This is a genomic window from Niastella koreensis GR20-10 (genome assembly GCF_000246855.1).
Taxonomy (GTDB): domain Bacteria; phylum Bacteroidota; class Bacteroidia; order Chitinophagales; family Chitinophagaceae; genus Niastella; species Niastella koreensis.
The window spans coordinates 5,211,906-5,236,605 of sequence record NC_016609.1 but is presented as its reverse complement, the minus strand read 5'-3'; the positions used below and the strand labels follow the sequence as shown (position 1 = coordinate 5,236,605).

Annotated in this window: 16 protein-coding genes; 14 read left to right on the top strand and 2 right to left on the bottom strand. The window is 45.4% G+C overall.

Annotated elements, in window-relative coordinates:
* Positions 1–19 precede the first annotated feature (19 nt).
* The 3 genes from NIAKO_RS20455 to NIAKO_RS20445 are packed head-to-tail and all read left to right on the top strand — an operon-like array spanning position 20 to position 2,343.
* Complete coding sequence (locus NIAKO_RS20455; protein ID WP_014220354.1) at positions 20–547, top strand: YfiR family protein; 528 nt, start codon at positions 20–22, stop codon at positions 545–547.
* A gap of 1 nt (position 548) precedes the next feature.
* Positions 549–1,970, top strand: coding sequence for a sensor histidine kinase (locus NIAKO_RS37000; protein WP_014220353.1), 1,422 nt, complete (start codon positions 549–551; stop codon positions 1,968–1,970).
* The gene (locus tag NIAKO_RS20445) at positions 1,957–2,343 is read left to right on the top strand and encodes a response regulator (protein WP_014220352.1); all 387 of its coding nucleotides are present in this window, start codon (positions 1,957–1,959) and stop codon (positions 2,341–2,343) included. The genes NIAKO_RS37000 and NIAKO_RS20445 overlap by 14 nt, the downstream gene beginning before the upstream one ends.
* 64 nt (positions 2,344–2,407) lie before the next feature.
* Here the strand turns inward: NIAKO_RS20445 and NIAKO_RS20440 are convergent, their stop codons facing one another.
* A complete protein-coding gene (locus NIAKO_RS20440; protein WP_014220351.1) occupies positions 2,408–3,877 on the bottom strand; it encodes a RagB/SusD family nutrient uptake outer membrane protein in 1,470 nt (489 codons plus the stop codon).
* Positions 3,878–3,916: 39 nt separating this feature from the next.
* Positions 3,917–6,991, bottom strand: a complete 3,075-nt coding sequence (locus NIAKO_RS20435) for a SusC/RagA family TonB-linked outer membrane protein (RefSeq protein WP_014220350.1) — start codon at positions 6,989–6,991, stop codon at positions 3,917–3,919.
* 320 nt (positions 6,992–7,311) lie between these two features.
* On the opposite strand from NIAKO_RS20435, the gene NIAKO_RS20430 reads away from it, so the two are divergent.
* The 11 genes from NIAKO_RS20430 to NIAKO_RS20380 all read left to right on the top strand — a co-directional run bounded on the left by NIAKO_RS20430 (position 7,312) and on the right by NIAKO_RS20380 (position 24,680).
* Positions 7,312–7,917 carry an RNA polymerase sigma-70 factor gene (locus NIAKO_RS20430; protein WP_014220348.1) on the top strand — a complete coding sequence of 202 codons (606 nt, stop codon included), beginning with the start codon at positions 7,312–7,314 and terminating at the stop codon, positions 7,915–7,917.
* A 208-nt stretch (positions 7,918–8,125) separates the two neighbouring features.
* Positions 8,126–9,415 (top strand): FecR family protein, encoded by a 1,290-nt coding sequence (locus NIAKO_RS20425; protein WP_014220347.1) that lies wholly within the window; start codon positions 8,126–8,128, stop codon positions 9,413–9,415.
* 216 nt (positions 9,416–9,631) lie between these two features.
* On the top strand, positions 9,632–12,982 hold the full coding sequence (locus NIAKO_RS20420; protein ID WP_041347070.1) for a SusC/RagA family TonB-linked outer membrane protein: 3,351 nt from the start codon (positions 9,632–9,634) through the stop codon (positions 12,980–12,982).
* Positions 12,983–12,994: 12 nt separating this feature from the next.
* Positions 12,995–14,419: a RagB/SusD family nutrient uptake outer membrane protein gene (locus NIAKO_RS20415; protein WP_014220345.1), complete on the top strand. Its 1,425-nt coding sequence runs from the start codon at positions 12,995–12,997 to the stop codon at positions 14,417–14,419.
* A gap of 113 nt (positions 14,420–14,532) precedes the next feature.
* Complete coding sequence (locus NIAKO_RS20410) at positions 14,533–17,064, top strand: zinc-dependent metalloprotease (protein WP_014220344.1); 2,532 nt, start codon at positions 14,533–14,535, stop codon at positions 17,062–17,064.
* A gap of 139 nt (positions 17,065–17,203) precedes the next feature.
* Positions 17,204–17,794 carry a TetR/AcrR family transcriptional regulator gene (locus NIAKO_RS20405; protein ID WP_014220343.1) on the top strand — a complete coding sequence of 197 codons (591 nt, stop codon included), beginning with the start codon at positions 17,204–17,206 and terminating at the stop codon, positions 17,792–17,794.
* Between the two features lie 14 nt (positions 17,795–17,808).
* Positions 17,809–18,219: a nuclear transport factor 2 family protein gene (locus NIAKO_RS20400; RefSeq protein WP_014220342.1), complete on the top strand. Its 411-nt coding sequence runs from the start codon at positions 17,809–17,811 to the stop codon at positions 18,217–18,219.
* A 171-nt stretch (positions 18,220–18,390) separates the two neighbouring features.
* Entirely contained in the window at positions 18,391–18,765 is a 375-nt protein-coding gene (locus NIAKO_RS20395) for a hypothetical protein (protein WP_014220341.1), read from the top strand.
* Between the two features lie 138 nt (positions 18,766–18,903).
* The gene (locus NIAKO_RS20390; RefSeq protein ID WP_041349042.1) at positions 18,904–20,304 is read left to right on the top strand and encodes a TolC family protein; all 1,401 of its coding nucleotides are present in this window, start codon (positions 18,904–18,906) and stop codon (positions 20,302–20,304) included.
* Between the two features lie 9 nt (positions 20,305–20,313).
* Positions 20,314–23,589: an efflux RND transporter permease subunit gene (locus NIAKO_RS20385; protein WP_014220339.1), complete on the top strand. Its 3,276-nt coding sequence runs from the start codon at positions 20,314–20,316 to the stop codon at positions 23,587–23,589.
* A 2-nt stretch (positions 23,590–23,591) separates the two neighbouring features.
* Positions 23,592–24,680, top strand: a complete 1,089-nt coding sequence (locus NIAKO_RS20380) for an efflux RND transporter periplasmic adaptor subunit (RefSeq protein ID WP_014220338.1) — start codon at positions 23,592–23,594, stop codon at positions 24,678–24,680.
* The last annotated feature ends 20 nt before the right edge of the window (positions 24,681–24,700 follow it).

The following is a 24,700-nucleotide window of genomic DNA, read 5'->3' as shown; positions in this document are numbered from 1 at the left end:
TAATAGTAAAGCAATAACCATGAGAAACTTCCGGCCGATTACAACGATCCTGTTTTTTACTGTATGTTCTTTTTCCATTTGGGCGCAAAAAGACAGGGCAAGTGAGTACAACCTTAAAGCTGCGTTTATTTATAATTTTACCAGGTATATAGAATGGAAAGCGGAAGCTGGCGAAAATGAATTTATTATAGGTATTATTGGATCATCACCTATTGACGATCCGCTTGGTGAGATTGTAAAAACAGAGAGGGTCGATAATAAAAAAATAGCCATTAAGCGATTCAATAAACCTGCCGATATCAGCTTTTGCCATATACTTTTTATTTCCCAGAGCGCTGGTGTGGCGCTGGATGACATTTTAACGAAAACTTCCGGGAAAGGAATGCTTGTTATCAGCGAGCAGAATGGATATGCAGAATTGGGAACAGCTATCAATTTTGTTATCATTAACCGTAAGCTGAAGTTTGAGGCCAATGTAAGAGCCATAAATTCAGCTGGTTTAACCGCCAGCTCACAGTTATTGAAACTGGCTATTATTATAAAGTGATATGATTGCTTTTAGAAATTTATCAATAAGAAACAAGCTGATCATTATTCAAACAGCTACCGCATTCATTGTAGTGCTGGTATGTTGTATTTTCTTTGTTTTAAATGATATTAAAACTTTTAAGGATGAAGCCAGGCGTAAAATGTATTCCCTGGCAAGGATTGTAGGCGAAAATGCAGCGTCTACCGTGGTTTTCCTGGACCAGGACGCCGCTACCCAAATACTGATGAAATTAAATAAGGAGCCTGATATTACCCAGGCTGTTGTGCTCGATAAAAACGGAAAACTATTTGCCAGGTATGCCAGGGAACAGCCGGGAACTGAAAAGGATATAATGGCTGCCGACGATGGAAAGCTGCTGGTGGTAAGGTATAAGTTTTACCAGGAAAAGGAATTTATGGGAACCGTAGTGCTATATGGCGAGTTAAATGAACTGGATAAAATTATTGCCAGTTATATAAAAGTGACGGTATTTGTTTTACTGACTGCCCTAATAACCGCCCTTCTTCTTTCAGCTTTTTTGCAGCGTTCCATCGTTCACCGCCTGCTAACGCTGGTTTCAAAAACAAAAGAGATTGCAAGTACAGGTAATTATGCGCTGCGTGTGAAGGGCGCCGGTAATGATGAAATAGGGATTTTATCGGGTGGGTTTAATAAAATGCTCGAGCAAATTGAAAACATGAACAGGTACCTTAAAGAAAACAATGAGGCCTTAAAAACCTACTCTTTAAGTCTTGAACGCACCAATAAAGAGCTGGAAGAGTTTGCCTATATTAGTTCACACGATATGAAATCACCTATTACCAGTTTAATTGGCATGTTAACCCTCATACAACAAAAAGAAGCCATACAACCCGGCAAACAACATCTTTTTGAGCTGGCTGTCAATTCTGCCCGGCAAATGCAGAAAACGATCAATGCGCTCAATGAAATTATAGCCTTCCGTAAAACATTGAAAGTGGAACGGGAAAAGATAAACCTGATAGAAGCATTGGAGGAAGTTAAATTGAGGATCTATGATATGATAACATCTTCCGGGGCAATTATACTGGCAGATTTCACTAAGTGCAGGTTTATATATTACCCGGCCGTTCATCTCAAAAGTATTTTTCAAAACCTGCTTACCAACGCCATTAAATATAAACAGAACAGCCATCCGCCGAAAATTGACATTACAACATACTGTGAAGATAAATTTGTTGTATTGGAAGTAAAGGACCAGGGTATAGGAATAGATATGAACCTTTATAAAGATAAATTATATGGACTGTTTCAGCGGTTTCATACACATGTTGAAGGTTCAGGAATAGGATTGCATATGATCTATTCAATAGTAGAGTCGTATGGTGGAAGAATTTATATCGAAAGCGAGGTGAACAAAGGAACAATATTTAAAATATACCTGGCTAATGGCACATTTTAATAAAGTTTTACTGGTAGATGATGATGATGCCACCAACTTTCTGGCAAGCCTGGCCTTTAAGAACCTGGCTATAGCCGGCGAAATAGCCGTGGCCAGTGATGGATTGGTTGCCTGTGAATGGATCCAACAAAACAATTGTCCGGATATTATTTTCCTCGATATCCGCATGCCGAGGATGGATGGCTTTGATTTTCTGGACAATTTTACCCGGATGAATACCTGCAAACAGGTAAAAATAGTAATGCTGACCTCTTCCCTGAGAGCAGAAGATAAGAAAAAAGCATTTACTTATAATGCCGTAGTGGAATACATTGAAAAGCCTTTGACGGAAACCCTCATTCAAAAGATAGCAAATACTTATTTTAATGATTGAACGATGAGCAGAAAAAAGCCCTCCCGATGCATCGGGAGGGCCTGGTTTGCGTAACCTTTATCATCTACTTAGGATAGCCATCATTCTGACTCAGGTTCTTGTTCACATCCCGTTCGGTTTGCGGAATGGGTAACAGGAACCGGTAATCAGGCACTGTGATGCCCCTGGAGGCAGCCATTACCTGTTTGTACCGTTTTAACCGGATGAGGTCGTATTTGCGATGTCCTTCTACAAACAGCTCACGCGCTCTGTCTTTCACCAGGCTGTCGATAAAATCATTCTGTGATACTGTATTGGTAAAGTTCAATTGGCTGGCAACTGTTAAACCTGCTCTTGCTCTTATTGCATTCACCCCATTGAATTTAGTGATGTCGGTTGCATCGATATTGTTGAGTGCTTCAGACTGCATTAATAGTACATCGGCATAACGAAGTACGATCCAGTTTACGTTTGAGTTGTTACTGCCACTTGCGTAGGCCGGATCGCGGTATTTGTAAATAAACGGAGGCCATACTCTTTGCGTGCCTACAGTATCTGCCATATTCCATTTTCTGCGAATGATATCGTCTGCGGAATAACCGGTCTTGAAGAAATTGCTATCTGCCACAAAAGGACCAGCGCCACCTAAATTGGATGGATAGAGCATCCGCAAAATGATGTTGGAACCAGCACCATTGTTACCAGGGCCAAACTGAATAGAGAAGATATGTTCCGTGCCGTTTTTCTTGGCATTGTCAAACACATCGGAATAGTTGGGGAACAATGAATACTCTTTGGACGCGATCACCTTGTTCAGTTCTGCCAGGGCATTCTGGTTATCCTGCGCATCGGCGAAAGTTGTGCTGCCTCTTTGCAGGTATACCTTGGCTAACAGGGTAGCGGCAGCGCCTGAACTTGCCATCCCTTTAAGGGTTGAATAGGTCTTGGTGATCTTGCTTTCTGCAAAGCAATTGGTTTCAGCAAATTTCAGGTCATTGATAATTGCCTTGTATACTTCAGACGCCGCCGTTCTGCTGGGGAACAGCAGGGTGTCGGATGCTGTTAAAATAGGACGTAACAGTAATGGTATATCGCCAAAATTCCTTACCAGGTCAAAATAACACAAGGCGCGTAAAAACCGGGCGTTACCTACAAGATGATTGCGCAGAGTAGTATCCATCTTGATTGCCGGAACATACAGGATCACATCATTGGCCCGGCTGATGGCCTGGTAGGATGTTTGCCACCAGTTGAGGATCTCCCCATTACCCGGTGTCCAGTTGAAATTACTCAATTCAAGACGCTCGCTGGTTGTGGTGGGGATGGGCATCAGGTTATCGGCTGGTAATTCCCCAATAAGCCATACCGTGCGTTGGTAGGATGGTTGTTGCTGCAGTACGTTGAAGATGCCATTGACGGCTGTCTGAGCATCGGTAGCGTTGGTATAGTAATTATCCGGTGTAAGAAAACTGTAAGGTTTTTCTTTTAGTTCTTTTTTACAGGAAGCCATCAACATAAGGCAGGCTCCCGCTATATAGAAAATACTTTTTTTCATAATTGTTCTTTTACTGGTATGCAATACGATCTGCCTGAATTAGAAACCGAGTTTAACCCCTAACGTATAGGTTTTGATGTTCGGATAGGGGTTATAGTCAACATTCAGCGACGTGTAATTACCCTGTGTGTTTGAATAGGAATTCACTTCGGGATCGTAACCTGAATAACTGGTAATCGTGATCAGGTTCTGTGCAGTTGCGTAAATGTTGGCTGATTTGAATACATTGCTCAGTTTGGGCAGTGGCAGATCATAGCTGAGCGTAATGGTCTTGAAGCGCATATAGCTGCCATCCTCGATCATATCGCTGGTTACGCCCAATGTACGACGGAGGGTATTACCCGCGCTTGGCAACGTGTTGCTGGTGCCTTCTCCGCGCCATGAATCAGTATATACGTAAGCGAATTTGTTGGCATACGCATTACCGGCTTCCATTTCAATCTTGTTTTCATTGAGGATGTTAACACCCTGTACACCCTGGATCAGCACAAACAGGTTAAACCGCCCAACGGTAAGGTTGCTGGTAAAACCATATGTGAATTTCGGGAGTGCGTGGCCAATGACCGTTCTGTCGTTTGTACCATCAAGCGCGCTGTCGCCGTTGAGGTCCTTATAAATGGGATCGCCTGGTTTTACTTTTTGTTTGGTGCCACTCTTATTGATCTGGTCCTGCGTTTGCCAGATGCCGCCAAATTCATAACCATAGAATTCACCGATCGGTTTTCCAACCTGCAGGAGGGAAGAGAATGTTTTTCCGCCGGGGAACAGGTTCGTACTTACGTTACCGGTAAATTGAGAGTTATAGGGGCCCAGGCTAAGCACCTTGTTGCGGTTAGCAGAGATATTGAAAGCGGTGGTCCATTTAAGATCTTTCTTATCAATATTGATGGTATTGATTCCTAACTCAATACCCTGGTTCTGTACACTACCCAGGTTTTGGGTTATGCTCGAAAACCCTGAGGTAACAGGCAGCAAAACATTGTACAACAGTTTGGTTGTTTTCTTCAGGTAATAATCTGCCGTGAATTGTACCCTGTTTTCCAGAATGCCCAGGTCGAAACCAAGATCCAGTGCTTTTGTAGCTTCCCATGACAGGTCCGGATTAGGCAGGTTGTTGGGGGAGAATCCATTCACCCGGGCCTGGCCCAGCCAGTAAGTATTGGAAGTATATTGTTTCAATGACAGGTAGTTGGGGATCTCCTGGTTACCGGTAAGGCCATAACTTGCCCTGAATTTCAGGTCGCTGATGGCATTCACATCTTTCAGGAAGTTCTCCTCTTTCACCCGCCACGCGAAGGCGCCGGAAGGAAAATAACCCCATTTGTTATTGGCGCCAAAACGGGAAGAAGCATCTGCCCGGAAGGTAACTGTGAACAGGTATTTATCCATTAGCCGGTAATTGGCGCGGCCCAGGAACGAAGCCAATGTATTTAATGAGGTATTTGACCCGTCTGTTGCGCCACCAATACCCAGGTTGTCTGTTGCCAGGTTATTGGTCGACAAACCGGTTACTGTAGAAGTTACAGAGCTGTTCTTAAATTCCTGGTAGGTAAAACCACCTACTAAATTAAGCGCATTGTTTTTATTAAAAGCTTTATCGTAAGTGATGGTGTTTTCGTTCAGCCAGTTGTAGTTATTGTTGGTTACTATCTGTGCATACCCACCTCCGTTCAATGTACCCAGGTAAGTGGTACTGGGGCGGAACACATCATTGCGGTAGTTACGGTATTCACCACCAAAGCTGCTGCGGATCTTCAAGCCTTTGATTGGCTCGTATTCAGCAAAGAAATTCGCAAACAGGCGGGTGTTCTTCGCTTTATCGCTGTTAAGCATAGCAGCTGCTACGGGGTTACCGGCTATGATAGAATAATTATTGGGGCCGTTTTGATAAGTAAAGGCGCCGGTATTGTCATATACAGGTATGCCCGGGTTGAATAACAAGGCATCGAGCAGGGTACCGCCGGTGCTGCCACCAGTCGTGTTTACGTTGGCCCGTAACTGATTGTCGTACGAAAGCTGTGAACTCAAACCTATTTTGATCTTTTCGCTCACTTTACTATCCAGGTTAAACCGCAGGTTACCACGTTTGTAGTTGGAGTTGATGATAACGCCATCCTGGGTAAAATAGTTCATGCTGAGATAATAACGGCTATCTGCATTTCCACCTGAAAAGCCTACGTTGAAATTCGACATCTTGGCATTACGGAACAGCTCATCCTGCCAGTCGGTGCCTTTACCCAGCGTATCTATCTGTGCCTGGCTGAAAGGTCTGGTTGTGATGGTAGGGTTTAAGTTGGCATACGTTTCGTTCATGAATTCGGCGTACTGCTTGGCATTCATCATGTCGAGCTTGTGAGCAACCTGCTGAAACCCGGTGTAAGCATCTACTGTAACGGATTTTCTGCCCGCCGATCCTCTGCGGGTAGTGATCATTACCACGCCGTTAGCGCCCCGGCTACCGTAAATGGCGGTGGCCGATGCGTCTTTTAATACATCAATCGAAACAATGTCGTTGGGGTTTAATGCGGCAATATCGGCGCCGGCATAACCATCAATTACATACAGCGGATCGCTGCTCATGGAAATAGAGTTGGTACCGCGGATGCGCACGGTGAAAGATGAACCCGGCTGCGCATTGGTTTGGGTTACCTGAACGCCCGCTACCCGGCCCTGCATTAACTGGCCGGTTCCAAATACGGGTGTTTTGTCGGTACTCGCCAACCCTACAGATCCTACAGAACCGGTAAGGTCTTTTTTACGGGCGGTACCATAACCAACCACCACCACGTCACTGAGCTGGGCAACCTGTTCCGTTAAAGAAACGGTCACTTCGCCATTGTTGTTGGTAACATCAACCTCCTGGGTATTGTAACCCACGGCAGATACTACAATAACAGCTTGTTTGTTATCGGGAATGGTAAGGGTAAAAACGCCCTTGGTGTCGGTAAAGGTTCCAATGTTGGTCCCTTTTAATTGGATGTTGACTCCCGGCATAGGTAAATTGGATGTGTTGAAAACCTTGCCGAAAATCCTTTTTTGTTGGGCTGCCGATTCATAAGGGGCACATAACCATAGGATGAATAGCAGGATACAGAATTTCCGAATCGCAATCATTTGTTAAGATTAAGGTGAAGAAACAAGGGGTGAAATTCATCCAAAAAGGACGAACTTTTTTGAAAACCTGCGCAAACGTTTCCGTAGTTACATTTGGACAATTAATACCTATATATGGTAAAAAATGCTATGCTATATCGTTTTGTATGTGCAAAATGAACAGGTCACGGGAAAATACCGGGCTATTTTGAAAGTATTAGGAAAAAGTGGAATGCCTTATATTTGTAAGGATAAAAAGTTTAATCATCCTGCTGATTTTGAGGCAGTCACATGTTATTATCGGGTAATCCTGCAATAAATCAAAAATACTAAAACACCCCGTGCCAACTGAGCTTTCAAATAGTGAAAAAGGCCTGCTATTGCAGATTATTGATGGCGATGCGGATGCGTTTGCGGAAGTGTACGACCTGTATAAAGACCGTATTTTTGCCTTTGCTTTTACCCTTACCAAATCGAAAGAAATAGCCGAGGAGGCCACCCAGGAAGTATTTATAAAGTTATGGGAACGCAGAAACCAGATAGATACCAATTACCCGCTTACCCCCTATATAAAAAAGATCACCTATAACTATATTATTAGTTTTTTCAGAAAGGTGAAACTCGACCGGCAGTTGCAACAGAACCTGTATAATAATATGGAGGCGCTGCGCAATACCAATGAAGACGAACTGTTGCAAAAAGAACTGAACAAATTATACCAGCAGGCCATTGAGCAGTTACCCCGGCAAAAACGCACTGCCTACATCCTGAGCCGCGAACAGCATTTAAGCTATGAAGAAATTGCCCTGCAAATGGGCATTAGCAAAAATACGGTGCGCAACCACATGACCGAAGCCATCCAGTTTATCCGGAACTACATTACTAATCATACCGACTTAGCTTGCCTTATCCTCGCTTTTTGTTTGCACGCGAAAGGCAGGGGGTGAGTTCCCGACTTTGTCGGGATGCCGGGAACCGGCAGGGTCAGTAGTGAGCGGTCAGTGGGTTTCCGATTGTTCGGACACCTGCAATTTCGCGAGCTTACTCACCACTCACCTGCTGAAATGCACCTGAAATTTATTTTTAACCGAGGTAGTACTCTTTATTTACCCAAGCGTATCTGTTGGGTAAGGCTGTGCATTTAATATAAATATAATGGCAATAAGCAAGGAACAATTGGAGGAGCTATATCATAAATACGTACAAAACCAATGTACGCAGCAGGAGCTGGATGCATTGATCAATGAACTGGGTTTTGAAGGAGAGGATGTGCAGGAAGAAACGATCATGCAATTGTTCAATGCCACCTGGGATGGCCTGGATGTATTCCCCGGTAAATACCAGTTGCCGGCATTGACGCTTCCACAAGAGATTACCTATGAGACACCCGTGGTAAGCATGTACGCTGCGAAAAGAAGATGGATGCGGATGGCAGCCGCCGCCTCTGTTTTGTTGGTTATGGGAGTGGCTGCGTACTGGTTAATCCGTACCCGGGAAACTAAGCCCGGCACAACAACAATTGCAACAACCAAAGATATTTCACCAGGCGGTAACAAGGCCATTCTTATTCTGGCCGACAATTCGACCATCGTTCTTGACAGTGCCGCTAACGGAAAACTGGCGCAACAGGGAATAGCAACTGTAACAAAATCAAACGGTGGTCAACTCTCTTACTCCCTCCCGGCTAATCGGGAGGGAAGTGGGGAGGCTAAGGAAGTAACTTATAATACCCTTCGTACACCTCGTGGCGGTATTTACCAACTGGTATTGCCCGATGGCTCAAAAGTGTGGCTGAATGCCGCTTCATCTATTACCTATCCAACCTCATTCCCCGGAAAAGAAAGAAAAATTACCATCGATGGCGAAGCCTACCTGGAAGTAGTGCACAATGCCGCCAAGCCATTTAAGGTAGAATCCAGTGGCTCCGAAGTAGAAGTGTTGGGTACACATTTTAATGTACATGCCTATACTGATGAAGCGGCTGAGAAAATTACTTTAATTGAAGGGAGAGTGAAAGTCGGCAGACGGCCCTCCTTCGCTAAAGCTTCGGCGGGCGAAGCAGATGGCAAAGGGGAATCTGTTGTCTTGAAACCTGGTGAGCAGGCAATTGCAATAGTGAGCCCACTCACCACTGACCCTGCCGATTCCCGGCATTCCGACAAAGTGGGGAACTCACCACTCACCATAGAGCATGCTCCAAATATCGACGAGGTCCTTGCCTGGAAAAACGGCCTCTTCAATTTCGCCAATGCCGATATAGAATCTGTCATGAAACAGGTAGAACGCTGGTACGATGTGGAAGTAGTATATGAAGGCGCCAGACCCGAAGGGCATTTCAGGGGAAAGATCCCGCGGAATGTAATGGCCAGTGAAATGTTGAAGATCATTGAAGCCAGTGGTGTTCATTTCAGGATCGAAAACAAGAAAATCATTATAATGAAATAAAGGAATTCGGGTCACTCAAATAAAAAAACTGGCCGCGGGGAAGGCGAACCAGGTTTGGAAATGAGTTAACCCGATATAACAAGTATCTCGCTAAAGACTGCTTTATCAATTAACCCAAAACTTTACAAAGTTATGCCAATTTTGCTTTGTAGTAACGTCCTGTTGCCCTGGCGTTACGTAACAGACCACGCACTGGTCAACAAACTGCTAAAAATCATGAGAATTACAGCCATTCTGTTATTGGGCGCCTGTTTACAGGTTGCTGCTAAAGGAAGGGCGCAGAACATCACACTTTCTGAAAGGAACGCCCCCATCGAAAAGGTACTGCAAATAATTGAAAAGCAGGCCAACGTTTCTTTTTACTACAAGATCGAGTTGCTTAAAAAGGCCGGGCCGGTGTCCATCGATGTAAAAAATGGAACGCTGAAACAGGTACTTGATTTTTGTTTTAACAACCAGCCCTTTACTTATGAAATGTTCGACAAGGTGGTGGTTATAAAACCAAAGATCACCCCGCCGCCAAATATCAATGAAGTGTTTAACCAGCTCCCCTGGGGTACAAAAATAGCTGGCCGCATAATTGGTGATGCGGGAGAACAACTGGTGGGCGCTTCTATTCGCATATATCAACGGGGTAAACTCATCAGCTCCGGGGTGAGCAATGAAAAAGGAGAATTTAAACTGGGGGCGGAATTTGAGAATGGCGCTTATCTATTGGAAGTCACTTATATTGGATATGAAAAGCTCGTTAGGGAAATAAAGCTGCCCGATCTGCAGATCACAGTGATTGTAATGAAGAAATCGGTCAGCGTGCTCGATGAAGTGCAATACACGGCCTATACCAGTACCAGCATGCGGTACAATACCGGTGACATCACTACCATCAGTTCAAAAGAAATAGCCAGGAACCCGGTGCCCAATGTGCTGCAGGCATTGCAGGGCAGGGTAGCGGGCATGTTTGTGGCGCAAAACACAGGTGTGCCTAATGGCGCTTTCCAGGTACAGATCAGGAGTCTTAATACCCTGTCGGGCGGCGCCAAAAATTCTCCTGGCAGTCTTCCGCCTGGTGGTCAACCTTTATATATTGTGGATGGGGTAGAATACCCGGCGAATAGCCCTTTGCCCATGCTCAATTTTGGCCAGAACACTCCTCAGTTCAGGTTAAACGGCAATGCCCTCAATTACCTGGATCCTTCCCAGATAGAATCGATCAGTGTGTTAAAAGGCGCAGATGCCACGGCTATCTATGGTTCGCGAGGGGCTTTTGGCGTTATCATTATAACTACTAAAAAAGCAAAAGCCGGCAAGCCTTCGTTAAATGTCAACGCTTCATACGGATTTTCAGAGCTGGGGAAATATGTACAGTTAATGAACACCCGGGATTACCTGGCTGTACGCCGCAACGGAATGGACAATGATAAAACAAAGCCCGGGACCAGCGATCTTGATCTGAATGGTACCTGGGATACAACCGTCTCAAACAACTGGAAAGATTTTTATTTGGGTGAACATGCACCAACCACCCGGTTGAATGCTACTTATTCGGGAGGCTCGGCCAATACTAATTTTTTGCTGGGGGCTAATTACAGCACCATCCATAATATACAACGCAGTAAAGGATCTGTGAGGCAGGGAGGCGTGAACTTTAGTGTAAATACCGCTACCAATGACCGCAAGTTCACTACAGCCTTGTCGGGCAGTTATACCAACAATGTAGATGATATGGTGCAGGCTGATTTTGCCGGTTCGGCAGGGCTTACACTGGCGCCCAATTCGCCTGTTCCTATCTTGCCCAATGGTAAGCTTAACTGGGAAACCGGTACCAATTATGCAGCGATCCTGAATTCACTGTACAATAACAGTACCGACAATTTGGTTGCAAATGTGTCTTTGGTATATACGCCTGTTAAGGGCCTGAGCTTTACTGCCGCAGGTGGGTTTAACCTGTTAACGGCAAAGGAATTTTCCGGCAGACCCAGTTCTTATTTCAACCCGGCTAACTTTAACGCTTCGCAAACCTGGAGTGCGGTTAATCAATACCGCGTTCGTACGTTCAGTGCCGATCCGCGTGCAGAGTATACCACCCTGTTATTTGGAAAGGGCCGCCTGAGCCTTATTGCCGGTGGTAGTATACGTGATATGGTGAACCAGAGTACCTATATAAACGGGACCGGTTTTGCGTCTGATGAACTGCTGTTGAGCCCCTCTAATGCCGCTCAAACCAATATATCCACGCAGTTTACGATTATGCCAAGACGATATATCGGGGGCTTTGGGGTAATCAATTTCCGCTGGGCCGATAAATACATACTTTCATTAAATGGAAGGCGCGATGGTTCTTCCGTGTTCGGGAATAATAAACAGTTTGGTAATTTCGGATCTGTAGGCGGTGGCTGGATCGTAAGTGAGGAGCCCTGGTTTAAACCGGTACGGGGTGTTATCAGCTTTCTTAAATTCAAGGCCAGTTATGCCCTGGTGGGTGGCAGTGCTATTCCACCTTATCAATATATAAACTCCTACAGCTTTAACAGCACCTCATATAATGGAGGTATTTCAATTACCCCCTTCAACCTGGCAAATCCATACCTGCATTGGGAAACCAACAGGAATACGGAAATAGGGGTGAACCTGGATGTGCTGAAGGGGTTGGTAAATATTGAGGCCATCTATTACTATAACAAGGTAGGTGATCAACTGACCAGCCAGCCGTTGTCGAGTATAACCGGCTTCACCGATTTTACAATTAATTCGCCGGCGCATATTCACAGCTACGGGGCCGAATTTACGGTGAATACAAAGAACATCAGCACTAAAAATTTCACCTGGACTTCCCGGATCAATGCCACTGTGCCACGTACAAAATTGAAAGCTTATCCCGGAATAGATAACCTGGTGAGCAATGTGAACTACCAGATCGGCAAACCCATTACCGGCATCAGGCTGTTCAGGTATGCAGGTGTTGATCCCACAACGGGCATGTATAATTTTATCAATGCCGATGGCGTAAAAGGCGACTATACACCTTTCCTGAGTCCCAAACAGTTGAATGCGAATACCGACAGGACGGAGTTTGTAGACCTGGCGCCTAAGTATTATGGCGGTATCCTGAACGCCTTTACCTATAAAAGTTTCAGTCTTGATTTCCTGGTTACAGTAACCAAACGAATGGGCACCAACTACCTGGCTTTCCAAAGTTATCCGCTGGGCTGGTTCAATGTGAATTATCCCAAAGATATTGCCGATAGAAGGTGGATGAAAGAAGGTGATATTACCGATGTGCCTAAAGCCAGTGCTGGTTTGGCCGCGTTATTGAGTCAGGGCCAGTTTACCAACAGTACCGGTGCATACAGCGATGCTACCTACGCTCGCCTGCAAAACCTGAGCATCACGTATCGCTTACCCGCCAAACTGATCCAGCGGGCACGCATGGCCGGTTTATCGGTATATGCAGCGGGGCAGAACCTGTATACCATTTCGAAGTATAAGAACCTCGATCCGGAGAATATGCTGGCTGGCCGTACACCTCCTTTACGGGTATACACCATCGGTATTAACGTGAATTATTAAAACGACTGAATCATGAAACATCCTCTTCAATATATTTCAATACTCATTCTCATTGCCGCATCAGGTTGTAAAAAATACCTGGAAGTGCCTTTGCCTATCGACAGGATCGCCGCTGCATCGGCGTTTGATAATGACTACCTGGCAGCAGGGGCTTTAAACAGTATTTATTCCGCCCTGTATATAGGGAATAACTTTGACGGTACCCAAAGCGTGAATTTTTATACCGGGCTGTATAGTGACGAGTTAAAACATTTATCGCTGAACACCTCTTACCAGGCCGTATATATGGATGGCATAAGCAGTACCCTGGGTGGGGTGACAGCATTATGGATAAACGGGTACAAACAACTCTATTCAGTGAACCTGGCCATTGAGGGATTAACACCGGATAATAAAGGGCTGAACTACCGCAACCAGTGGCTGGGTGAAGCCTACTTCCTGCGGGGCCTGCTCTATTTTTATCTCACCAATGCCTATGGCGATGTGCCCCTGGTATTGAGTTCTGATTATCTAAAAAATAATTCCCTGGCCCGCAGTCCGCAGGCCGATGTATATAAACAAATACTTGCAGATCTGTTACAGGCGCAAACCTTGCTCACACCTGAATACCGCGATGGCAATGGCGTTGCAACAAAAGACAGGGGGCGGCCTAATCAGTTTGCTGCTTCGGCCCTGTTGGCCCGGGTGTATCTGTATCTGCAGGATTGGAAAAATGTTGCAACCCAGGCAGGTATAACAATTGGCAATACCGCCACCTACCAACTGGTTAATCCTGCGCAGGTGTTCCTGTTAAACAGTACGGAGAACATTTGGGGAATAGTACCAACTTCGAATACGGTGTCCACCTATAAGGTTAAAGATGTATCTGCTTATATTCTTCCCGCAGGAAAAACACCTCTGGTGGCAGGTGTGCCTGCAACGATGAGCGATTCACTGGTAAATAGTTTTGAACCCAACGATCTTCGGTATACCAACTGGGTAGGAAAAGATACAGTACTGGCTACTAATACAGTTTATTATTTCCCCTATAAGTACAAGTTTAATATCTCTAATCCCACTGCACCGCAGGAAACGGTGGTTATACTGCGCCTGGCCGAGCAATATCTTATCAGGGCAGAAGCGCGTGCACAACAAAGTGACCTTAGCGGTGCGTTAGCCGATCTGAACGCGGTGCGCATCCGGGCCGGTTTACCAGGTTCTACCGCAGTAACACAAACGGAAATTTTGAATGCCATCCAGAAAGAACGGCGTGTGGAACTGTTTACAGAAGGGCATCGCCTTTTTGATTTACGCAGAACCAAAGCGCTGGATGCACTCATGACAAAACTAAGTCCGCTGAAAGGTGGCTCCTGGGACTCTTACAAACAGTGGTGGCCCATACCGGTATCAGATGTACTAAACAATAAAAACCTTCTTCAAACGCCCGGCTATCAATAACACATGAGTTTACAGTTTATGGTTTAAAATTTAAAGTTCTTTTCTGCGTATATGCTGATCGGGCTTTAAACTTTGAACGTTGAACTGTGAACTTTCAACTTTAAACTAATTTCATGTTAACACGTATAACAAAACGGGTACTGTTATCTATTGCCCTTATTTATTTAACCGGTGTTTCTGCGCTAGCGCAAAAGACTCCCAAAGCCGATACAACAAAACTCAAAAAGGTAGATTCTGTGGCTGCTCTGGTAAAATCATTGCCAAAGCCGGATGCCCTGAAACCCTATAAAGATGTAGTAACAGCCGACGCCAAAACCGCCACCGGTTTTTTTAAGGTTCATAAAATTGATGACCGGTTATTGTTTGAATTACCCGATTCCATCCTGGGCCGCGATCTGCTTACGGTGAACCGCATTTCCAAATCATCTTCCGAATACCGGAACCCATTGAGCAGGTTAATGAGTTATTCAGGCGACTGGATCGGGGAGAGCGTGATCCGTTTTGGAAAAGGTAGTATTAACAAGATCATGTTGAGTGTGATCTCTTATAAAGAACGTTCCAATGACAGCTCAGCAAACGGGTTATCAAAAACCCTGGAGACAAATAACATCCAGCCTATTTATGCGGCCTTCCCGGTAAAAGCGATCAACAAGGACAAACATACCACCGTTATTGATGTAACTGATTATCTGGTCAGCGACAACCCGGTGTTTGGCTATCAGGCCGATATAAAAGCCTGGACCGGTTTAGGTACGGTACTGCCCGACAGAAGTTATATCGACAGCATCAGGGCCTTCCCCATGAACATCGAGATCCAGTCGGTAAAAACCTATGCGGTTCCCAAACCCAACAGCACCACCGTAATGCCCCTTACGTTTGAATTTAATAACTCAATAGTATTACTGCCTAAAGAACCTATGAATGGCAGGCCATACGACCCGCGCGTTGGTTTCTTTGGACTGTGGCCAACCGATTATGTTGACTTTGACGCCAATCCCCAGGGGGTAAAAAGAACCAGCAACATCTGGCGCTGGCGGCTGGAGCCTAAACCGGAAGATGTAGAAAAATATAATCGCGGGGAGTTGGTGGAGCCGCAAAAGCCGATCGTTATTTACATCGATCCGTTAACCCCAAAGAAGTGGGTACCGTATTTGATCCAGGGCGTGAACGACTGGCAGACGGCATTTGAAAAAGCCGGTTTCAAAAATGCTATTGTAGCCAAAGAAGCGCCTACCAAAGAAGAAGACAGTACCTGGAGCATTGATGATGCCCGTCACTCTGCATTGGTATACAAACCCTCTGATTTTGCCAATGCCAGCGGTCCCAGTGTAAAAGATCCCCGCAGCGGCGAGATCCTGGAAACGCACATCAACTGGTATCACAACGTAATGGACATCCTGTACAAATGGTATTTCATTCAGGCCGGCGCCGTTGACCCACGCGCCAACAAACCACAGTTCGATGATTCGCTGATGGGCGAGCTGATCCGATTTGTATCATCGCATGAAATAGGACATACATTGGGGTTACGCCACAACTGGGGCGCATCTTCTACCGTGCCGGTTGAAAAGCTGCGCGATAAAGCCTGGGTAGAAGCGCATGGACACACGCCTTCCATTATGGATTACGCCCGTTTTAACTATGTGGCTCAACCGGAAGATCACATCAGCGAAAAGGGATTGTTCCCGCGCATTGGGGATTATGATAAATGGGCAATAGAGTGGGGATACAGATTGATCCCCGGAAACAAAACCGCCAATGAAGAAAAACCCATCTTAAATAAATGGATCATCGATAAATTAAAATCAGGCCCCCAATACTTTTTTGGAATAGAAGCGGTGCAGGGCGATGCATCTACCGGGCTCGATCCGAGAAACCAGAATGAAGACCTGGGTGATGATGCCATGCTTGCCAGCGCCTATGGTATCAAAAACCTGAAAAGGATCTTACCCAATCTCATCAAATGGACACAGGAACCGGATGAGGATTATGCCCGCGCAGGCGAGATGTATACCGAACTGGTGAATCAGTATAACCGGTATATGGGCCACGTGCTCATGAATATCGGGGGTATATTGACAACCCCCAAAACAGTTGAACAACCCGGTGATGTATACGATTTTGTGCCAAAGGAAAAACAAAAACGCGCCATGGCTTTTCTGCAAAAAGAATTGTTCACCACGCCGGAATGGTTGCGCGATACTCATTTATATAACATCAGCTCCACCAGTTTTGCCGGTGTTGAAAATGTACAGAAAGGAATTCTGTTGCAGCTGCTCGATGCCAAATACATCAACCGCCTGGCCATGCAGGAAGCAGAATCAGGCGCCAAAGCCTATACGGTGCCGGAAATGCTGACCGATTTGCGGAAAGGTATTTTCTCAGAGCTGGCAGCGAACAAACCCATCAGTTTGAACCGGCGTAACCTGCAAAAAGTGTATGTAATAAAACTGTTGACCTTACTGCCGCCCGATAAAGGAGCGTTGGCACCAGACAGTGATGCCAGTTCGATAGTAAAGGCGCATGCGCGTGACCTGGCTGCTGAAATAAAACGGGCTTTGCCAAATTACCAGGATGTGATGTCGGTAGATCACCTGAAAGACCTGGCAGACCGGATAACCACAGCATTGGATCCTAAAAAATAAAACGAATTTATAACGGTTCTCAGTGACAATTAGTTTGTCTATAGCGGGGGATGTATCTACATCCCCTTATTTATTGTTGTTAATTATTATTTTTGACCGTTTGGTATAAAATGATACATTTGCACCGTAAACAGCAATCATGAGTGGAAGGAACCGTTTGTTTGATGAAGAAAAAGCGCTGGCGCAGGCGGCGGAAGTCTTTTGGATAAAAGGCTACGAAGCGGCGTCAACGGAAGACTTATTGACTGCCATGGATATGAACAAAGGCAGTTTATACAACGCGTTCGGCAACAAACGGGAATTGTTTGTAAAAGTGTTTGAATGGTTTGCGCAGCGGTTTATCCGCAACATGAAAGTAGTGTTTGCAAAGCATGATAATACAGTTGATGCCATCCGGGAAATATTTCTGCATGTGGCGTATCCCGATGATCCGACAGCACATACAAAAGGTTGTTTTTATGTAAATATCCTGGGCGAAACAACCGGTTTGGACCCCGACCTGGAAAAAATTGCCAAAGAGAAGCTGATCGAAATTGAAAAGTTGTTCTATAATGAATTGACAAAAGCGCAAAAAGCAGGGCAACTGACCAGCGCCATTCAACCGGCATTATTAGCCAAACACCTGTTGAATTTGTGGAACGGAATAAATATTACCAGAAGATTGTACAGCGAAAAGGAACTCGAAAAACTGGTGGAGTTGAACCTGCAGCTCTGCTTTGACATGAAATAATAAACCCTTACAACATGAGTATAACAATTAAACCACCGTTCACCAGGGAAACTGCGCTGGCGAAAGTGAAACTGGCCGAAGATGCCTGGAACACAAGAAACCCCGAAAAAGTAGCCCTGGCGTACAGCGTTAACTCGGAATGGCGTAACCGCACCGAATTCTTTACCGGCCGCGAAGCCATCAAAGAATTCCTTACCCGCAAATGGCAAAAGGAGCTCGATTACAAATTAATGAAGGAACTGTGGTGTTTTACTGACAACCGTATTTCAGTTCGTTTTGAATACGAATGGCGCGACGCCGGTGGTCAGTGGTTTCGTACCCATGGCAATGAGCATTGGGAATTTGATGAAGAAGGGCTGATGCGCCGCCGGGATATGAGCGCCAATGATTATCCCATTGAGGAAAAAGATAGAAGATATAGATAAGTCTATCTGCCACATTTTCAATGTAATATGTTATGGCTGTCTTCGTAATGCGAGGTGGCCTTTTTTTATGGTGGCATACAACCCCGGGTGGAATAAAATCATCTTGCAATCAGTTGGTTAACGCCAGCCCGTTGTAGTTACAGCATCGGGATTTTTTTATAATTTTATCACATGCGGCTTAAAAAGCTACGATCTTTTATTGGCAAACTAAGTGTGCTGGGGGTATATCTGCTTTTTTTAATAGTTCAGCTGAACTTAAGGTATACCTTTAGTCCTGCCAGTGGCGCGCATGTAACTTCCATTTCAAACATTAATGCTGCGAAAGCCGGGAGCGGTAAGATCACCATCACATTAAAAAAGCTCTCGGTCCATCAACCGCGGTATAATAAACGGTACCTCCACCAGGACCCTTACCAGGTTCCCTATCTTTCCAAACAGGAAGCTGTTGAGTTCGTTGTTGATACAAAGCCAATATACAACCAGGTTCCGGTATTACAGGACCCTATATTGCTACACTCCTCCCTTCGTGGCCCGCCTGCAGCATAATTTATATTTCCCTTACTAAAGATTACCGGCTCAGTTAATACAAGGATTTCCTGTATTAATATTTCCAATTTCTTGAAATTTTTTATGCATGTGACCTGGTTGCTGTTTCAGCACCGGCAGGTCTTTACATCCATTCGTATGACATCATTTAGAAAAGCGAATTTTCTTCTTTTATATCTGGGGCTTTCGGTTTTGGGGTTGAACGCGTATGCGCAAAGTGATACCTGTGCCTGTGGGTTGGCAACATTGCTAGACCGGGTGAATACCCAATCTGCCTTTCTCACGCCCGATTCCGCAGCCATTTTAGTAAAACTGGCCCAGCAAAATGCGGCACGTTTCAACCGGTTACCCGAATTCAATTTGAACGCACAGGTAAACCTGGGTACCAATAACAATTTACCAGGTGGTTATTTTTCGTACGGTGTGGTGCCCAGTAATTCAAAAGTGCGCACGGAAGGAAACAGTTCTACCATTTTAACCGATCTGGGGATTGCCAACGTAAACTGGACGCTCTATGATTTTGGCGAGAACAGGGCGCTGCAGCAGGTGGCGGCTTCCAATGTTGAGGTAGAAAAATCAAAATACAACCAGAGTAAATATCAGTTGCAGGCAGTGGCCATCGATAACTATCTGCAATGGCTGCGCACCGAAGAGTTCATGTCTATTCAATTACTGCACATTCAGCGGAACAAAGAAATTCAGCATTCGGTAATGGTGCTGGCAAAAAGCGGCATCAAACCCGGAGTTGACACCAGTATTGCCGAAGCGGAGATCTCGAAGCTGCGGTTGAACTATGTTCAACTGAAAGGGCAGGCGCAACAATTCAAATTAATGTTATCGGCCCTTGGCAATATTCCTGTTGAAAAGCTGCAGGCAGATACCAATTACATTAATAAAATAGTGGCCGTAAACCAGGCAACCTTACCGGGGGCCGATTCGGCCATGGCCAGCCATCCGTTGTTGAATTATTATAATTCATTGTACCAAAACAGCATTGACAAGGAACGCCTGGTTAAAAAGAGCTTTTTGCCCACCGTTTCTTTACAGGGTGCAATTTGGGGCCGGGGTAGTAGTGTGAGCAGCCGCGATGAATTCAGGAGTTTAACAAAAGGGTTTGGGTTTGAGCGCGGCAATTATTTGGTTGGCGTTGGCATTACCTATGATCTCTTTGACCTGAAACGAAAACAGTTGCAATTAAGAACACAGCAGGCAGCAACCAATTATGCAGAAAAACAGTTTCAACAACAACAGATGCTGTTAAACCTGAATGAAAATAAGGTAGATGCACAACTGGTTACCGCAACAGAAGGGTTGCAGGAAATTCCGCACCAGCTGGCGGCAGCCCAGGCTGCTTACCGGCAGCAACTTTCCTTATATAAGAATGGGTTGACCAGTATCCTGGAATTGAACACAGCGCTGGAAGTTTTGTACCGGGCTGAAACTGATTTAATCAGGGCTAAATATGTGTACAGTCAAATGCTGTTCGAGAAAGCTATTAACAGCAACCAGGTGCAAACCCTATTACAATTCACCAATTAATGAGGTAGTATGTCTTTAGTATCATCGGCTTTAAAAAAGCCAATTGCCAATATAGTGATCTTCGTCAGCCTGCTGTTTTTTTCGGTGCTGGCTGCGCTGAAAATGCCGGTCGATATCTTTCCAAAGTTGAACCTGCCAACGATCTACGTTATAGAAAGTTATGGTGGTATGTCGGCTCAGCAAATGGAGGGTTTTTTCTCCACGCGCTTAATGGACCAGTTCCTGTATGTGAATGGGGTAAAAAGCATCAGCACAAAGAATATCCAGGGGCTTACCATGTTGAAGCTGAGCTTTTATGAAAAAACAGATATGGCCGAAGCATCGGCACAGGTGGCGCTGCAGGTAAACCGGGCCATGAAGTTCTTCCCGCCGGGTGCGTTGCCGCCACAGGTAGTTCGTTTCGATGCGTCTTCACTGCCTGTTGGACAACTGGTTATTTCCAGTAAAACGCGTAGCCTGAAAGAAATTTACGATCTGGCGGCTACCCGTATTCGCCCGTCGTTTGCTACGGTAGCCGGGTTGTCGGCGCCTCCGCCGTTTGGGGCCAATTCGCGGGCTATAACTATTAATGTGGAACCCGATAAATTACGTAGTTATAACCTTACACCCGATGAGGTGGTAGCCGCCCTGGCAAAGTTTAACGTAATGTCGCCATCGGGTAACCTTCGGCTGGATAATACCATGTACGTTACCACCATCAATACGCTCATAAAAGATGTAACTGAATTTGGCGATATTCCCGTTCTTACCAAAAATGGCGTACCTGTTTTAATAAAAGACGTAGCCCGCGTTGCGGATGCAGCAGATGTTACGGTAGATTACGCCCTGATCAATGGCAAACGCTCGGTATATATTCCGGTAGTAAAAACAGCCGACGCTTCCACCTGGCAGGTAGTGAAAGACCTGAAAGCAAAGCTGCCCGATATCCAAAGCCTTTTGCCCGACGATGTAAAAGTTACCTACGAATTTGACCAGTCGGTGTTTGTGATAAATGCAGTGAAGAGCCTTGCTACCGAAGGTGGCCTGGGCGCACTGTTAACCGGGTTGATGGTATTATTGTTCCTGCGTGACCTGCGCAGCAGTCTCATCGTTATCATAACCATCCCCGTTTCCATATCGATAGGGTTATTGTTATTAAGCCTGTTTGGGCAAACGATCAATATTATGACCCTGAGCGGTCTGGCCCTGGCAATAGGTATTCTTGTTGACCAGGCAACGGTGACCATAGAAAATATTCACCAGCACCTGGAGATGGGTAAAAATAAACGACAGGCCATTTATGATGCCTGTGAGGAAATCGCCTTCCCGCTGTTCCTGATCCTGCTGTGTATCCTGGCGGTTTTTGCGCCTTCTTTTTTAATGACCGGTGTACCTAAAGCTATGTTCTTACCCCTGTCATTGTCTATTGGTTTTACCATGATCGTGTCTTACATAGCTGCACAAACCCTGGTGCCCATTCTCAGCAACTGGCTCATCAAGGCCGAGCGGTACCAGCATTATCATCATGGTGCGGTGCATGCCCATGCAGGTCAGGCACTCGATTCCGGTGAAATGAAACAGGTGACCGGACACCTGGAGAATGAATATAAACAACCGGAGAAGAACGATCTGTTTGAGCGGGTAAAGCTGCGGTACATGCATTTCCTGCAAAGGGGAATGAAGCGCAGAAAGGTTACCGTAGTTACTTACCTGGTGCTGGTGTTTGCCATGGCGGCTGTTGCCTTTGTGGTAATTGGTAAAGACATGATGCCGAAGTTGAACAACGGTCAGTTCCAGATACGCATCAAGGCACCCGATGGCACCAGGCTGGAGCGTACGGAAGAAAAAATGCGCCAGGTGTTGCAGGTTATCGATACAACGGTAAATCACCATGTAAAGATCAGCTCTGCCTACGTGGGTATTATTCCCAGTAGTTATGGCAGCAGTAACCTGTACATATTCAATACCGGTACGCATGAAGCGGTATTACAGGTAAACCTGGATGAAGATTATAAAGTGAACCTGGATGAATTGAAAGACGCCTTGCGAAAGAACATTCACCAGAAAGTACCCGATGTGCGTATTCAGTTTGAACCTATCGATATGACGGAAAAGATCATGAGCCAGGGCGCCTCCACGCCGATAGAGGTTAGGGTAGCGGGAAAAAACATGCAGGATATTGAGCAATTTGCCACCAAAATTCTGGACAGCCTCAAGGCCATTCCTTATTTGCGGGATGTGCAAATAGCCCAGCCATTGCGGTTTCCGGTGGTATCAATTTCAATAGACCGCCTGAAAGCCGCCCAGTTTGGATTGAACGTACAGGATATTGCCCGGTCGGTAACCGCCAGTACCTCATCGAGCCGGTTTAGTGAAAAGAACCAGTGGCTCGATGAAGACAAAGCCTATACCTACCAGGTACAGGTGCAAATACCCGAATACGTTATGAATAACATGGATGAGTTGAAGGAGATCCCTTTGATAAAAGGGCAGAGCAGCCCGGTATTGGGTGATATTGCAACGTTTAAAACAACTTATGTGCCGGGTGAGTACGACCGTTCAGGGCCCAGGCGCTTTCTCACCATTAACGCTAATATCTTTAAGAAAGACCTTGGCGTCGCTACCACCGATGTGCAAAGAGTATTGCGTGAAGTGGGTACGCCACCTAAAGGGGTGATTGCAGAAGTACGGGGTATGTCGAGTCTGTTAACAGAAACATTGTCGAGTTTGCAAAGCGGGTTGATGTTTGCGGTATTGGTGATGTTCCTATTACTGGCAGCCAATTACCAATCGTTTAAATTATCGCTTACGGTATTATCAACTGTGCCTGCAGTGATCGTAGGTTCACTGGTTGCCTTGTTGCTCACAGGCTCTACCCTGAACCTGCAATCGTATATGGGTATGATCATGAGTACAGGGGTATCGGTGGCCAACGCCATTTTGATTGTTACGAATGCCGAAAAGTTAAGATTGGAATACCGTGATGCAACAAAAGCTGCGGTAACGAGTGCGGGCATCCGGTTACGTCCCATCTTAATGACCAGTTTTGCGATGATAGCCGGGATGATCCCAATGGCATCCGGTATGGGGGAAGCAGGTGAACAATCTGCGCCATTAGGCCGCGCGGTAATTGGAGGCCTGGCAGCTTCCACGCTTGCTGCCTTATTGATCCTGCCACAGGTGTTTGCCTGGATGCAAAGAAAGGCATCCTACAAATCACCTTCCCTGATGCCCGAAACAGAGCATGTCGATCACCCGATGAATGGAAAATTAAACCCAACAATCAATACAACAATAAATAGTTAAGCATGAAAAATATTTGTGCAGTAGTAATATTCAGTGTGCTGTTATACGCCTGTGGACATGTAGAAAAACCCGTAGACCTTACGGTGAAATCGGCTGCCACCAGTGAAATGAGTAAATACGAAATAGGCCGGGTGACCGAAAATCCCTTGGCGAGTTATGTAAAATTGCCCGGGCAGTTAAAACCATTTGAAGAAGTGAACCTGTATGCCAAGGTGAATGGCTTTGTAAAAGAAGTGCTGGTTGACAGGGGAACAAAAGTAAGAAAGGGGCAGGTGTTGGTTCGCCTGGAAGCGCCTGAAATGGAATCGCAGGTACAAATGGCCAATTCAAAATTTGTTCAGGCGCAGGAAAATGCGGTAGCCAGCAAGGAAAAATATCGCCGGTTAAATGAGGCTGCCAAAGAACCCGGTTCCGTTGCCCCGTTGGATCTTGACAATGCCATGTCACGCATGAAGGCCGACGATGCCATTGTAATGGCTGAAAGATCCAATGTAGATGTGATGAAGAACTACAAGAACTATCTTATCATTACAGCACCTTTTGATGGCGTGATCATTCAACGTAACATTTCATCAGGCGCTCTGGTTGGGCCCGGCAGCAAATCTAATGATCAACCGATGCTGGTATTACAGCATTTACAAAAACTCCGGCTGGAAGTGTATATACCCGAAGCCTATGTTGACCAGGTTGATCTGAACCGGCCGGTAAGTTTTGTTTTCAACTCCATGCCCGAAAAAACATTGGAAGCAAAGATCAGCCGTTCGGCCAATTCACTCACCAGTTTACGTTCTGAAGCTATTGAAATAGATCTTCAAAACGACAAGCAGTTACTCAAACCCGGTATGTATGCCGAAGTAAAAGTACCGTTGTTGTCAGAAACAAAATCTTTACTCATTCCTAATAATTCCATTGTTCGTTCAACCGAACGGCAATATGTAATTACAGTGAAAGATGGGAAAGCGCATTTGGTTGATGTAAAAGAGGGGCTAAAGGCAAAAGACTCTACAGAAGTATTTGGTGGACTAGCAGGTGGTGATGAAATTCTTCTACATGCTACCGATGAAATTAAAGAAGGAACGCCTATAAAATAAGGGCCGGTATAAGTGTGTAT

Coding starts and splice junctions, on each gene's coding strand:
- NIAKO_RS20455 (WP_014220354.1), top strand. CDS start 20: ATGAGAAACTTCCGGCCGATTACAACGATCCTGTTTTTTACTGTATGT.
- NIAKO_RS37000 (WP_014220353.1), top strand. CDS start 549: ATGATTGCTTTTAGAAATTTATCAATAAGAAACAAGCTGATCATTATT.
- NIAKO_RS20445 (WP_014220352.1), top strand. CDS start 1,957: ATGGCACATTTTAATAAAGTTTTACTGGTAGATGATGATGATGCCACC.
- NIAKO_RS20440 (WP_014220351.1), bottom strand. CDS start 3,877: ATGAAAAAAAGTATTTTCTATATAGCGGGAGCCTGCCTTATGTTGATG.
- NIAKO_RS20435 (WP_014220350.1), bottom strand. CDS start 6,991: ATGATTGCGATTCGGAAATTCTGTATCCTGCTATTCATCCTATGGTTA.
- NIAKO_RS20425 (WP_014220347.1), top strand. CDS start 8,126: ATGGCAATAAGCAAGGAACAATTGGAGGAGCTATATCATAAATACGTA.
- NIAKO_RS20420 (WP_041347070.1), top strand. CDS start 9,632: ATGAGAATTACAGCCATTCTGTTATTGGGCGCCTGTTTACAGGTTGCT.
- NIAKO_RS20415 (WP_014220345.1), top strand. CDS start 12,995: ATGAAACATCCTCTTCAATATATTTCAATACTCATTCTCATTGCCGCA.
- NIAKO_RS20410 (WP_014220344.1), top strand. CDS start 14,533: ATGTTAACACGTATAACAAAACGGGTACTGTTATCTATTGCCCTTATT.
- NIAKO_RS20405 (WP_014220343.1), top strand. CDS start 17,204: ATGAGTGGAAGGAACCGTTTGTTTGATGAAGAAAAAGCGCTGGCGCAG.
- NIAKO_RS20400 (WP_014220342.1), top strand. CDS start 17,809: ATGAGTATAACAATTAAACCACCGTTCACCAGGGAAACTGCGCTGGCG.
- NIAKO_RS20395 (WP_014220341.1), top strand. CDS start 18,391: ATGCGGCTTAAAAAGCTACGATCTTTTATTGGCAAACTAAGTGTGCTG.
- NIAKO_RS20390 (WP_041349042.1), top strand. CDS start 18,904: ATGACATCATTTAGAAAAGCGAATTTTCTTCTTTTATATCTGGGGCTT.
- NIAKO_RS20385 (WP_014220339.1), top strand. CDS start 20,314: ATGTCTTTAGTATCATCGGCTTTAAAAAAGCCAATTGCCAATATAGTG.
- NIAKO_RS20380 (WP_014220338.1), top strand. CDS start 23,592: ATGAAAAATATTTGTGCAGTAGTAATATTCAGTGTGCTGTTATACGCC.